The 13,160-nt window shown below is 53.2% G+C and carries 13 protein-coding genes; 10 read left to right on the forward strand and 3 right to left on the reverse strand.

The window, feature by feature from the left end; genetic code table 11:
* On the forward strand, positions 1-134 hold a 134-nt coding region (locus ACO0K4_RS18015; RefSeq protein ID WP_422958161.1), incomplete at its 5' end, for a DUF2058 family protein.
* A gap of 613 nt (positions 135-747) precedes the next feature.
* Here ACO0K4_RS18015 and ACO0K4_RS18020 read toward each other — a convergent pair.
* Together ACO0K4_RS18020 and ACO0K4_RS18025 are read right to left on the reverse strand one after the other, a co-directional pair.
* Complete coding sequence (locus ACO0K4_RS18020) at positions 748-951, reverse strand: transposase domain-containing protein (RefSeq protein ID WP_422958061.1); 204 nt, start codon at positions 949-951, stop codon at positions 748-750.
* Between the two features lie 755 nt (positions 952-1,706).
* Positions 1,707-2,522 carry a FadR/GntR family transcriptional regulator gene (locus tag ACO0K4_RS18025; protein WP_422958162.1) on the reverse strand — a complete coding sequence of 272 codons (816 nt, stop codon included), beginning with the start codon at positions 2,520-2,522 and terminating at the stop codon, positions 1,707-1,709.
* A gap of 166 nt (positions 2,523-2,688) precedes the next feature.
* Between ACO0K4_RS18025 and ACO0K4_RS18030 the strand changes: the two genes are divergently transcribed.
* The 7 genes from ACO0K4_RS18030 (at position 2,689) to ACO0K4_RS18060 (ending at position 10,939) form a co-directional block, all read left to right on the forward strand.
* Positions 2,689-3,657: a dihydrodipicolinate synthase family protein gene (locus ACO0K4_RS18030; RefSeq protein WP_422958062.1), complete on the forward strand. Its 969-nt coding sequence runs from the start codon at positions 2,689-2,691 to the stop codon at positions 3,655-3,657.
* A 54-nt stretch (positions 3,658-3,711) separates the two neighbouring features.
* A complete protein-coding gene (locus ACO0K4_RS18035) occupies positions 3,712-4,827 on the forward strand; it encodes a BMP family ABC transporter substrate-binding protein (RefSeq protein WP_422958063.1) in 1,116 nt (371 codons plus the stop codon).
* A gap of 8 nt (positions 4,828-4,835) precedes the next feature.
* On the forward strand, positions 4,836-5,912 hold the full coding sequence (locus ACO0K4_RS18040) for an ABC transporter permease (protein ID WP_422958064.1): 1,077 nt from the start codon (positions 4,836-4,838) through the stop codon (positions 5,910-5,912).
* 3 nt (positions 5,913-5,915) lie between these two features.
* The gene (locus ACO0K4_RS18045; protein WP_422958065.1) at positions 5,916-6,842 is read left to right on the forward strand and encodes an ABC transporter permease; all 927 of its coding nucleotides are present in this window, start codon (positions 5,916-5,918) and stop codon (positions 6,840-6,842) included.
* A 42-nt stretch (positions 6,843-6,884) separates the two neighbouring features.
* A complete protein-coding gene (locus ACO0K4_RS18050; RefSeq protein WP_422958066.1) occupies positions 6,885-8,399 on the forward strand; it encodes an ABC transporter ATP-binding protein in 1,515 nt (504 codons plus the stop codon).
* A gap of 18 nt (positions 8,400-8,417) precedes the next feature.
* A complete protein-coding gene (locus ACO0K4_RS18055) occupies positions 8,418-9,911 on the forward strand; it encodes a CoA-acylating methylmalonate-semialdehyde dehydrogenase (protein WP_422958067.1) in 1,494 nt (497 codons plus the stop codon).
* Positions 9,912-10,306: 395 nt separating this feature from the next.
* The gene (locus tag ACO0K4_RS18060) at positions 10,307-10,939 is read left to right on the forward strand and encodes a LysE family translocator (protein WP_422958068.1); all 633 of its coding nucleotides are present in this window, start codon (positions 10,307-10,309) and stop codon (positions 10,937-10,939) included.
* Positions 10,940-11,170: 231 nt separating this feature from the next.
* Here ACO0K4_RS18060 and ACO0K4_RS18065 read toward each other — a convergent pair whose 3' ends face one another.
* Positions 11,171-11,386 (reverse strand): hypothetical protein, encoded by a 216-nt coding sequence (locus ACO0K4_RS18065; RefSeq protein ID WP_422958069.1) that lies wholly within the window; start codon positions 11,384-11,386, stop codon positions 11,171-11,173.
* 187 nt (positions 11,387-11,573) lie between these two features.
* Between ACO0K4_RS18065 and ACO0K4_RS18070 the strand changes: the two genes are divergently transcribed.
* Both ACO0K4_RS18070 and ACO0K4_RS18075 read left to right on the forward strand, forming a co-directional pair.
* Positions 11,574-12,083, forward strand: a complete 510-nt coding sequence (locus ACO0K4_RS18070; protein ID WP_422958070.1) for an RNA polymerase sigma factor — start codon at positions 11,574-11,576, stop codon at positions 12,081-12,083.
* Positions 12,083-13,099: a FecR family protein gene (locus ACO0K4_RS18075; RefSeq protein WP_422958071.1), complete on the forward strand. Its 1,017-nt coding sequence runs from the start codon at positions 12,083-12,085 to the stop codon at positions 13,097-13,099. The genes ACO0K4_RS18070 and ACO0K4_RS18075 overlap by 1 nt, the downstream gene beginning before the upstream one ends.
* Positions 13,100-13,160: the final 61 nt, after the last annotated feature.

Raw genomic sequence — 13,160 nt, forward strand, 5'->3', positions numbered from 1 at the left:
TGCCCCGGATTATCGCGGACAAAATCGCCGAGCGCGATGCCTCAATTGTGATACAGGTGAAGAAAACGACGACCGAAATCGATGCGGACGATCCGTATGCCGCCTTCCAGATCCCCGATGACTTTACTTGGTAGCGTCCGACTGAGCTTCTCCTGAAATGTAGCAATTCAGCAGACACCCATATCATTAGAGTGCTTAAATTCATCCCTGAATTTCATATGTTGGCATGAGGTTTATGTCGGACTTAAAAAGTATTACGACGGTGATCCGTTTAGTTCTCCGACTTTGGGAACGATCCATTTGGACGGGTGTCAGCAAGTGTAATTAGTGGCCCCTATGGCCTATAGTCGTTATTTTTCGTTCGATGTTTACGTAGTAGCGGCGACAGAATCTGAAGCATTTCAGTATCAAGCAGGCTACGTTCCCTTTTGCCGGCAATTAGTTGAATTCGATTGAGGGTAAATGCAGCGAAATCGGCGAGTTGGATCGGGTAAATACTTGAGGATTGCGCAAAACATTGTTGGCGCGCAAACAGGGACGCTTCCTGAATAGTTCTGCCAGCCGCTCACTTATGTCTTCGTCGATCAGCACCATGCCCTTGCCGCAAGCGTCGCACTGGCAAGACGCCGGTTCATGACAGTGCGCCGCTTGCGGCAGTTCCGCCGGCAGTGGCTGGCGGCTTGCGCCGCTGCGCTTGCGCTTTGGTGTCTCGCCGTCCTGTGCATTGTCCTGTGGTCTCAGTTCGACCTAGATCACCAATAGATCGGCATCAACAGTCTCTTCAAATAGTTCGCGCTGCTCGCCGCTGAACTCTTCGCTCTTGTTGCCGAAGCGGATACGGCGGTAGTGCGCCAGTTCCAGCATGAGCACCACAATTTTGAAGTCCTTCTCTGCCAGCTTGGTATCGTTCTGCGCCTGCAGTTGTTTGGCTTTCTCGGCTTGCTCGAGCAATGCCCATACTTGTTATATCACGGCGGGATCGTGTTGGGGGTGAGTCAGTTCGCTGAGCAAACCCATTGGCAATATTAGCCAAGCTGAGCGACGTTTACAACTGCCAATACGCCGGAGGTTCTGCCGACAACCGCTGCCAATCGACCCCTGCGATCACGTTTGCCAACTACGTGCGTCGGGTTCCCGGCAACGGACTCGCTCTGGAGTTTCTTGCAGGCGCTATAACTATGCGTAGATAATTCTGGCTCCAACGGCTACCGCAATAGGGGCCGGCGCCAAAATTCAAATGTCACCTGAGCATAGTTGCGATCTGGACATCAGGGGGCAGACACGCCGATGCAGCCGAGTGTCCGGTCTGCGGCATTTATCGCCGATTAGCAAATGGCGCCCGGATTGTGGGCGCGCGTCCGCTTTGAAGACCAACACGACTGCCGCAAACTCGAACCGACAGCTGTCAGCGTGGCGAATCGCGTTTCAGGATGTCTGGGCAGCGTTCGAGATACTCGAACTAAAGCGCACGGATCACCTTGCCCTCGCCGCGAGCATGCCTGATCCGAGGAGAAGTTGGCTCGAAGACCGCAGCACTTACTTGATCCAAGGCGCCAAGAATGGCTTCTTGCAATCCTTCTGAGAGGGTAGGCAGCGCCTTGATCATTGTCATTTCTCAAGGATCTACCGGTGGCTGCGGCGCATTTACGGAGCTTTTCCAGCAAAAGCTTTTAGCTAAGATGTTGCGTTCGACCGGGCACCAATGACTAGCGAGGGGCAAGTTTTCGCAATTGAGGCACCATCTCCGAATCGAGTATGAGGCGTCCGTCGAGCCGGCCATTAAGACGGGTGACATAACTGGAAGCTTCTTCCATATGCTCTCGCATCAACTCACGAACTTTTTCAACGTCGCGCCGGCGAGCCGCCTCAGCGATTGCAGCATGGCAGCGCACGTTCGCGCAACCGAACTTGACATGTTCTTCCGCTGGCGTCTCAGTGCTAAATACCACCAGCTTCCTGAGCAACTCATTAATTAACTGGCAAATGAATCGTAGAAACGCGTCGGGGTTAGCTGCTGCGAGGATGTCGTGGAAATCCAGATCCGCCTGCCGCTGACTCAACAAGTTGCCATTGCCTTGAGGCGTCGGCTGACACGTCTCGATGTTGGCGGCAAGCGCATCCAGCTGTTCATCTGTGAGAAATGGTACTGCTCCGGCCGCCAGTTCGGGCTCAAGCAAACGCCGTGCTGCATAGACGTCCTTCATGCTGACGTCCTTGAAAAACAGGTAATTCTGCATGAGCTGCAGCGTTCTGTCCAATGGCACTTCACGTATAGTCCCCCCTCCTGAAGGTCCAGTGCTCACGGTGATAAGTCCTTGAACCTCCAGGGACTTCAGGGCTTCTCGGATTGTACTCTTGCTTACAGAAAAGAGTTCTTGCAGATCCCTCTCATTCGGAAGCCGGTCACCCGGTTTTAGGTTGCGCAACGTGATCAGGCGCTTGATGTCTTCGTTAACTAAGTCGGCGCGTTTCGCCTGCTTGAGGCGGGTGGGTGTGGGGACCAGGGTCATGCTCGTGAGCATTTTTCTTAACTCCTTTAGGTTCTTAATAATGTCCGCATTGCGCCAGGATAGGCATGGCAACACTTCCTTGACTTTTAAAAAGTCAGTATATACAATCATGTCAATCCTATCTATCATGATAAATAGTATAAATAGGATGAACATTAATAAAGCATAGGCGGATTCAATGACTTCCAGCAACATTAACAATGTTCCCACTCCAGTGTGGGCTGCTATTCCAACGCCCTTTCTGCCCTCGCTTGAATTGGATGAGGTCGGTCTGCGCAGTAATGTCAGGCGTTACATCGAGATTGGATTGCGTGGCGTTTTCTGCAATGGTTTGGTCGGAGAGGTTTGGTCATTGACGATCGAAGAACGGAAGCGCGTCGTAGAGATCCTCTGTGATGAGGGAGCGGGGAGACTGGGGGTGTCGGTAGTTATCTCGGGTACCTCCTTCAACGAGACATTGGCTCTGGGGAAGCATGCTAAGGCTATTGGCGTCGATCATGCCGTTCTGATGGTTCCGACCACGGGTCCACGGTCGGAGGAGCAGCAAGCCACATATTTTAGACTCGTTTGCGAGTACCTCGACATGCCCATCGTACTCTTCAATGCGGCGACTGCCGCCGGTAGTGCTCTGTCGCCTGAATCCTTCGGACAGCTATGCGATCTCCCCCAGATCACACTACTGAAGACTACAGCCTACGATGAGAACCTTGCCCTTCGCCTTGCAGCTCGCAACGGCGTGATCGTGTCTGACCCACTGGAAGAGCACTATTTTCAGAGCCGAGTAGAACATGGTCAACCAATTCTGTATGCCGATCCGGAGCCTTACTTGTATCAAGTCCCAGGAAACTGCCCTATCGCCCACTACATAGGGCGTCTAGACGCGGGTGTAGATGCCGCATTGGTACGAGAAGAATTCAATGCGTTGGCTCCATTGCGAGCTGTATTTAATAAATGGGTGATGAATCCACTTATGCGTGGTCACATGCCAAACGCAGCGTTAAAGCATTGGTGCGATCTCATCGGGCTTGCAGGTGGTTCGGTCCGCGCGCCGATCCGACAGCTCTCCGTTGGCGAGAAACTAGAATTAGAGTCAGACCTCATTCGATGCAATGCGCCAGGTCTCGTGGCACCTCTATTTGAATATTGATTTAACTGTCTTGCACTAACACATCCCCCCCAACTTCTACATTCGGAGATCATCATGAGTTCGAATTCTCTTGACCGTCGCACTTTTTTAAAACTCCTCGCGGCGTCCGGCGCCGTACCCTGTGCTTTTACGAGTGAATTCGTTCATGCAGCGGAGTCCCCGCTTGTAGTGGGGATCTTGTACTCCGGCTCTAAGCAGGACTATGGTTATAACCAGTCTCATGCGCTCGCAGCAGCAGAGCTAAAAAAGGTTCCTGGAATTAAGGTCGTCGAGGAAGAGCGTGTTCCTGAGACGATAGCTGCGCAGCGTAGCATGGAAGGCATGATCCGGCAGGATGGAGCGAAGCTGGTGATTGCGACTTCATTCGGCTACTTCAAGCCCCACGTTCAGGAGTTGGCGAAGAAATACCCAGATGTTACGTTCGCCCATGCGGGTGGGCTCTGGACGCCCGGTATGCCGGAGAACATTGGTACCTTCTATGGTTACATTTTTGCAGCTCAGTATATGTCCGGCGTAGTCGCAGGGCATATGACGAAGACGAGGAAGCTTGGTGTAGTTGCGGCCAAGCCAACGCCTAATCTTATCCGGAGTATCAACGCATTCACCATCGGTGCTCGATCCGTTGACCCGGCAATTCAAGTGCAAGTAATTTTCACGGGTGATTGGGTGCTGCCAGTGCGGGAGGCCGAATCGGCTAACTCGCTCGCCGACCAGGGGGTCGATGTTATCGCTTGTAACGTGGACAGTCCAAAGGTCGTCGTCGAAACTGCGGAGAAGCGGGGGGTCATGTCGATCGGCTATCACTCCAGCCAGGCAAACGTCGCGCCGAAAGGGTTCCTCACTGGCGCGGAATGGAATTGGATTGTGCCATATATGGAATTCGTGAAGGGTATTCGAGCGGGTCAGAAACCAGTTCACTATCTCCGAGGCGGAATGTCCGAGAAGTTTGTGAAGAATACTTTGTTCGGAAACGCAGTTTCTCCGAAAGCACGTGCTGCTGCCGAGCAAATTCGCGCGGAATTGCTGTCCGGCGCTCGTGTAATCTATGCTGGTCCGCTCAAGGACAACAAGGGTAACGTCGTCATCCCGGCTGGCACTGTGTATCGCGACAACGACAGAGCACTCGATTCAATTAACTACTTCGTCGACGGTGTAGTGGGCGAAGTGTAGGAGTGGCAATGAATCAGACCATCAGTATGAGGGCGGCTAACCTATTTGGGCGGCCGACCCCACTCCAAGTCAGCGTGGTTCTTCCAATCGTGGCAGTACTAATTGCTTCGACGCTGTTCGCAGGATTTGTCGCATTTCATGGAAAGAACCCGCTTGAGGTATTCAGCCTGATCTATCAAGGAGGGTTTGGCAGTGGCTTCGCATGGCAAGACACTTTGGCGCGTGCTGCTCCCTTGATTTTAGTGGGGCTAGCGGTAGCTCTTCCCGCGCAGGCAGGGATAGTGATCATTGGTGGCGAAGGAGCTCTGGTACTAGGCGGCTTGGCTGGAGCCGTCATCTCGCTGCCGTTCTCCGGCGCGGCACCATTGCCAATGCAGATCGTGATGCTTTGCGCTGGCGCGGTTGTTGGCGGCGTATGGTTCGGGATCGCAGGCGTGCTCCGTCAGTATCGCGGTCTAAATGAGACAATATCCAGCTTACTTCTCTCCTACATAGCGCTTGCAATTTTCCACCATCTGACCGAGGGACCATTACGCGATCCGGCGAGCCTCGACAAGCCGTCTACCCATCCCATTGATGCCGCTTACATGCTTCCGGTGATCCCGGGAGTGAACGTCCATGTCGGTCTGATCATTAGTGCAGCCCTCGCTTTACTGACATATTTTGTATTGCGCTACACCATTCTGGGCTTCTCACTCCGGGTTGTCGGCGGGAGCGCGAAAGTCGCGAAAATGGTTGGCCTATCTGTGAATCGCTGGGTGATTGGTACCACCGCGATTGCGGGAGGGTTTGCTGGACTGGCCGGCGCTATTGAAGTGACCGCTGTTCAGGGAACGGCAAATTCTTCACTCATTGTCGGCTACGGAAACAGCGGTATTCTCGTCGCCTTTCTTTCTCGGCACCACCCACTTGCCATTATCCCGGTCGCGTGCCTGATCGGGGGCCTGCAAGCGAGCGGCAGCCTACTGCAAAGGCGACTGGACCTTCCGGACGCCACCATCCTAGTGTTTCAAGGCCTAATTTTCGCGTGCGTACTCGTCGGTGATGCATTCGCACAAACGTTTAACGAGTCCAAACGGAGCTGACCCATGGACATAACCTCTATCGGCTGGGCCAGTTTGCCGCTAGCAATTGTTGGTGGCGCTATTCGAGTCTCCACCCCTTTCATTTTCGTGAGTCTGGGCGAGTGCATCACTGAAAAATCCGGCCGCATCAACTTGGGACTGGAAGGCAACCTTGTGCTCGGCGCGATGGCCGGATACGCGGTGTCCTATCTCAGTGGTTCGCCATGGCTTGGCGTGCTGACGGCTGGTTTCGCAGGGATGCTATTCGGCTTACTTCACGGTCTGCTGTGCAGCATCAAGCGGGTGAACGATACTGCCATAGGAATCAGCCTCATGGTTCTCGGTACCGGTTTGGCTTTTTTTTGGGGTAAACCTTTTGTTGAGCCCAAGGCGCCCTCACTGCCAACCATTAATCTAGGATTCTGGTCGGACATGTCGCAAGTCCGAGCCGCGTTGGATGTAAATGCCCTGTTCTTTATCGGTATCGCGCTCGCATTCATCGTGTATCTTTTTCTGAACCGAACTGGATGGGGACTGATGCTGCGTACAGTAGGAGATAGCGAAGACGCAGCGCGGGCCCTAGGCTTTCCCGTTCTTAGGACACGAATCTTCGCAACGATGGCAGGAGGCTTCTTGGCGGGAGTGGGCGGAAGCTTCCTTTCTCTGTCATATCCCGGAAGTTGGAGTGAAGGACTATCCAGCGGGCAAGGAATCATGGCTGTGGCCCTCGTCATTTTCGCTCGCTGGCGTTCACTGCGCGCGCTCGGCGCCTCGTTGCTGTTTGGCGGAGCCGGTGCGATCGGGCCGGCGCTACAAGGCATGGGAATTACCGGTTACTACTACCTCTTCAACGCGGCACCATACGTTTTGACGCTTGCCATCATGATCGCATCGACATCGCGGTCCGCGCCATTCGTCGATGCACCAGGCGAACTGAAACTGCACCGCTAAGCGGCTTCTATCGATCTCAAACGATCAAATGAGGGGAAACACATGAGTGCGCTAAAACTCGAATTATCGAATATGACGAAACGCTTCGGGACGACAACTGCGCTGAACCAGGTCTCGCTGGCAGTCCGCGCAGGCAGCGTTCACGCGTTACTGGGTGAGAACGGTGCGGGAAAGAGTACGCTTGTAAAGTGTTTGGTTGGTTTCTACCAACCCGATGAGGGCGCGATCTCGGTCGATGGCCAGTTGAAGCAGATTGCCTCGCCTAAAGACGCAGATGCTCTTGGTATCGGCATGGTTTATCAGCACTTTACGTTGGTCCCGTCCATGACGATCGCTGAAAACCTGATCGTCAGTGGTGCGAAGTTACCCAAGCTGATCGATTGGCGGCGCGAGTTAGAGCGACTGACCTCAATAACAACGACGTTGCCATTCTCGATCGATCTCAACGTTCGTACGTCTCAATTGTCGGCTGGGGAGAAGCAGAAGGCCGAATTGATCAAGCAACTTTACCTCGGACGGCGCTTACTAATTCTCGATGAGCCGACCTCCGTTCTTACACCTGGTGAGGCCGAACAAGTGCTTGGCTATGTACGCGAGCTTACAGAATCGGGCCGGCTCAGCGCGATCCTGATCACTCACAAATTCGATGAGGTCAGGCGCTATGCCGACGACGTGACAGTATTGCGTCGGGGGGCGGCGGTACGAAGCGGACCGGTCAATTGTCTTACCAATGGTCAAATGGCTGAGGCAATGATCGGAGCTCCACTGACGCAGGAGTCGGGACGTCGAGCCCGTCCGGCATGTAAACACAACCCGGTTTTTACTGTGCGAAACCTGACGGTCAAGGGAGACATTGGTCTGGACGCCGTGAAAGGCTTAGATCTCGACATCAATGAAGGAGAGATTGTCGGAGTTGCGGGCGTGTCGGGCAATGGCCAGATGGAGATGGTGGAAGCCCTCATGGGGCAGCGCGACCGCATTGGAGAGGTAAAAGTGCGCGGTACAGATTTCCGGGGTACCAGAAGCGAGATCGCAAGTCTGGGAGTCTACGGGTTGCCTCAGGAGCCTCTGAAGAACGCATGCGTACCGAGTATGTCTCTATCTGAGAATCTTGCGCTGCGCAACTTCGATCGCGCTCCGCTGCAAAAGGGCATATTCCTGGACCGCAAGGCACTCATGGAGCAAGCACAACACTTGGTCAAACAATTCAAAGTGAAGACTGGAGGGCTCGACTCTCGGATGAACACACTATCGGGCGGCAACGTCCAGCGAGCGGTACTCGGCAGAGAGCTTTCTCAGGACGTGCGTGTTTTGATTGCATCGAATCCCACATTCGGTCTCGACTTCCTGGCATGCGAAGAAACGCACCGTCGAATATTGGAGGCCCGTAATACGGGTGCTGGTGTTCTGCTCGTATCGGAGGATCTCGACGAACTCCTCTCACTCGTGGATAGGGTGGTTGTGATGAGTGCAGGACGAATTGTCTACGAAGTTTCGGCGGAGCAGGCAGAAAAGCAGGTCATTGGTAAGTACATGGCCGGTGAATCAGTTAATTGACTCAGAAAGGTAAATATCATGAAGACGATTGGCCATTATATTGACGGGCAGACCACTGTTGTAACGTCTGCCCGCACAGCTCCAGTTTTCGAGCCTGCGACCGGTCGCATTGCTGCTCAAGTGGCGCTAGCAACGGTTGCAGAGGTAAATGCAGCTGTAGAAGCGGCTACAGCCGCGTTTCCGGCATGGGCGGAAACATCGCCGTTGAAGCGATCCCGTATCATGTTCAAGTTCAAGGAACTGCTCGACAGGCACCATGCCGAGCTTGCAGCGACGATTACGCGAGAGCATGGTAAGGTTCACTCCGACGCAATGGGTGAAGTCACGCGTGGGATTGAGATTGTCGAGTTTGCCTGTGGTATTCCACATCTAATGAAGGGAAGCCATAGTGACAACATCGGCGGTGGCATTGACAATTGGAGCCTGCGTCAACCAATGGGTGTCGTGGCGGGGATCACGCCGTTTAATTTCCCAGTCATGGTGCCGATGTGGATGTTCCCACTAGCAATAGCGTGTGGCAACACATTTATCCTTAAACCGTCAGAACGCGATCCTTCCGCCAGCCTCATGCTAGCCGAACTCCTTCAAGAAGCAGGGCTTCCAAAGGGCGTCTTTAATGTCGTCCAAGGTGACAAAACTGCAGTCGATGCACTGATCGCGCATCCGAATGTCGACGCATTGTCGTTTGTCGGATCCACACCCATCGCACACTATATATATAGCGAAGGAACAAGGCTCGGCAAGCGCGTCCAAGCGCTCGGTGGCGCAAAAAACCATCTAGTAGTAATGCCAGACGCGGATCTCGAACAAGCCACTGATGCACTGATCGGCGCTGCGTACGGCTCCGCGGGGGAACGCTGTATGGCGATTTCGGTAGCGGTCGCAGTCGGAGACGTTGGGGACCTGCTTGTCGAGAAGCTCGCTGCCCGAGCGAAGAGTCTTGTCATTGGCGACGGCACTGATCAGACGTCCGAGATGGGCCCACTGGTCACCGCTGCTCATAAGGAAAAGGTCGAAAGCTATATTGCCAATGGCGTCAAGGAAGGTGCGAAGTTGCTGGTCGACGGGCGCGGCTTTGTGGTGGCTGAACGAGAACAAGGCTTCTTTCTCGGTGCTACGCTGTTCGATCATGTTACAACCAATATGACGATTTACCGCGACGAGATTTTCGGTCCGGTGCTTGCGATCGTGCGAGTGCCAGATCTATCCAGTGCTGTGAATATGATCAACGCGCACGAGTTTGGGAATGGCGTTTCCTGCTACACGACAAGTGGGGCTGTTGCTCGTGAATTCTCGCGCCGAATCAAGGTCGGTATGGTTGGCATCAACGTTCCTATCCCCGTACCGATGGCATGGCATAGCTTCGGGGGTTGGAAGCGTTCTCTCTTTGGTGATCATCATGCTTACGGCGAAGAGGGGATCCGCTTCTACACGCGCTACAAGAGCATAATGCAGCGCTGGCCTGATGCGATTGGAAAGGGTGCGGAGTTTTCCATGCCTGTAGCTAAGTGATCATTGCGCTGCCGACGCAGTGCTAACGCCTCATTTTTAGGCGCTCCCAATCTCGCCAAGCGAGATTGGGAGCCGAGGATAGATGCTCACCTAATTATGTCGCCGAAAAGCGGTCGTTCGATGTAACCTTGGCGAGACCGTCTCTTCATGGCCGATCGCACTCATTCAACTGTAATGCTTATATCGAATAGCTTCCTTGATACGATCAAGAAGCTTGAAAGAATGTAATGGAATCGCAGTGACGGTTTTCATGGTTTTAATACTGACTAAATGTATAGAATATCGCTGGAAAGCCAAGCTGCAATGGAGTTTTAAGAGTTTTTTCTTAAAATGTTATGTGACAATTGTCCGATTCGCCCGTCACGGTGACGGACATATCTAGTTAGGCTGCACAAATGCTCCCATCTCTTCTCGCAATTGCCGTTCTACATTGGGCTGTCCTGATCATCCCGGGGGTCAACTTTGTCCTCATCAGCCAACTCGCCGCCGGGGGTAGCCGTAGGGAAGCAATGTGCGCAGTCGGCGGCATGACGATCGGAACGCTCGCTTGGGCATTACTTGCGGTGGCCGGGGTTGGTGTCGTTTTCACGGCTCACCCGTCCGTCAGGCTTGCCGCCCAAAGTGTCGGTGGCCTGTACTTGATCTACCTTGCTTTCAAGCTCTGGCTAGCGAGTGACCAGGCCACCGCGTCGACACCGCCTGTTTTCGGGGGCTTGGCCGCGTTTCGCGCGGGCTTCACCACCAGCGCACTGAACCCGAAGCCCGCGTTGTTCTTTGGGAGCGTCTTCACTACGTCATTGTCGGCCAATCCCTCGCCCACTATGCTCGTTCTGGCCGTGCTGCTGGTGTTCGCGAACTCGGTTGTATGGCACTCGTCGCTCGCGCTGCTGCTGTCCCGCCCAAACGTTCAGCGGGCGTATCTGCGCCACAACCGGGCTCTGAACCGTCTCTCAGGTGTCCTCGTCGGCTTGTACGGCGCCAGGCTCATTGCAGCTACAGTGAGCGAAGTACGTTCACGCACCTCGTAGTGCAGCCTAACCCTTTGTATATAGATTCCCTCCAAAGTACAAGAAATTAACCAATATTGATGGCGCATGGAATAAGCCTGCAGTCGTTACGATTGGCAGGCGTGAAGCTGCTGGAAGCGCAGTTGTAACACCTTCGGCGCTCGATTATCTGGTTGCGCTCCGTTGTGCCATGATGGGTGATTAATCTCTACGCGAAGGCTGGTGGGGAAATCAGTATTTCAAATAATGTGATCAAGTTGGCATTCCATATGAAATTTTTTCTATTTTTTTGTTTAATCGTTGAATGCTTCTGTAATCCTCTCCATCGCGCAAAGTCGCATAACAAATGCTTGCCAGTTTGTTGGCGAATGCACATGCAGCCTTGTTCACAGTGAATGCTATCAAACCGAATGCCACGGTCACCGCGTCCTCTTCTGCAACGACGGCATCAGCTAAAGCATAGATCATTATTTCACCATCGTTCAAAAAAGTTTAAACTGCATACAGGAAGTGGGCACGCTGTTCGTCAACACCTAATATGAGTCCTTATTCACCCCATCCAAGTATCTTTATTCCCTGTGAGCAGGGGGGGATCTCCATTGACATTATTGACAATTGGTTCAGTAGTGAGGTACTCCCCTTGGAGCCGGCGCTCATGCGGCTTCTTCGTAGGCACTGGCGGTATTCGGACGAACATCATGATATTCGGCAAGATATCTATGTGCGCGTCTACGAATCGGCACGGTGCAATGGTCTACCCGAATCAACTACAGCGTTCGTATTTACTTGCGCTCGAAATTTACTTGTGGATCGCGTTCGCCGCGCTCAAGCGGTGTCATTTGAGTCCTTTGCCGATTTGGCAGACCTGCCAGAACAGCTGGAGAGTGACTTTAGCCCCGAGCAGTTTGCTAGCGCCCGACAGGAATTGAGATTACTACAACTGGCACTGAACGATCTCTCGCCGCGTTGCCGTGAGATAGTGGTCTTGCGCAAAATTGAAGGTCTTTCGCAGAAGGATATTGCTACACAGTTGGGCATAGCAATTGGAACTGTAGAAAAGCAAATTACCATCGGAGTGCGCGCACTCGCAGAGACCTTATACGCACAAGGGGTTGAAGCTGCAACCGCTTGGATGCAGCGCATGCGTCGTGGAAGGGAGAATTAATGAATAAGCAAACTCTACGTACCCCCGCCAATCATGAAGTCATAGAGGCAGAAGCCGCCTCTTGGGTAGCGAAACAAGATAATGTCGAAGCTTGGACACCTATAGACGAGACAACGTTGCAGGTCTGGCTAAGTCAGCATACTGCACATCGAGTAGCATGGCTGCGCCTACGCCAGTCATGGAATCGCGCCAACCAGATGCACAGATTGCCACCAGAAACTGCAAGGAATATCGATGATATTCAGACACTGGCTATTGTCGCGCCGCGGCGCCTTGGGATACGCTTGGTTACCAAGGCGGCTTATTTATGTGGTTTGGCATTGATAGGAATCCTGGCGTTCAGAGGTAACGAGACAAAGCAAAGTGAAGAGCGCTATGTCACGGCAGTCGGAGCGCGTCAGGAACTGACCTTAGAAGACGGCTCACACGTGATATTAAATACGCGCACTCGTGCACGTGCGGTAGTCAATGGCGATGAGCGAAAATTTTGGCTGGATGAAGGTGAGGCTTTCTTTGAGATAGAACACGATCCTCTGCATCCGTTCGTAGTGACTGCGGGCCAGGATCGAATTACCGTTCTCGGCACAAAGTTCAGTGTTCGACATGAGGGTGGTGTCACCCGAGTGGTTGTGGTGGAGGGTCGCGTTGCGGTAGATTCCGCCGATGCATCAACACTAAAAGGAGCTGCAAAATCGACGATGTTGGCGCGCAACGACAGCGCCGTGTCCGAGATGGGGAAAACCACCGTAGCGAAAGTGACTTCACAGATGAGGGAGCAAGAGTTGAGTTGGCGCGATAGTGTGCTGATATTCGACAATAAATCGTTAGCCGAAATCGCAGCTGAATTCAATCGCTACAACCGTCGCCAACTTGTTGTCAAAAGTGATGCCGGCACCCTAGTGGTAAGTGGGAAAATGGATGTTCACAATGTTGATGGCTTCGTGCGCTTGATACACACGGGATTTGGTGTGGTGGTGCGCGCTGAAGGCGATCAGATTTATCTTTCAATGAATTAATTTTTACATTTTCCTTGCCTTCATACGGGAAAACTCATCGACACTCGTCTCTATAGAATAG

The organism is Undibacterium sp. RuTC16W (genome assembly GCF_049339445.1).
Lineage (GTDB): Bacteria > Pseudomonadota > Gammaproteobacteria > Burkholderiales > Burkholderiaceae_D > Undibacterium.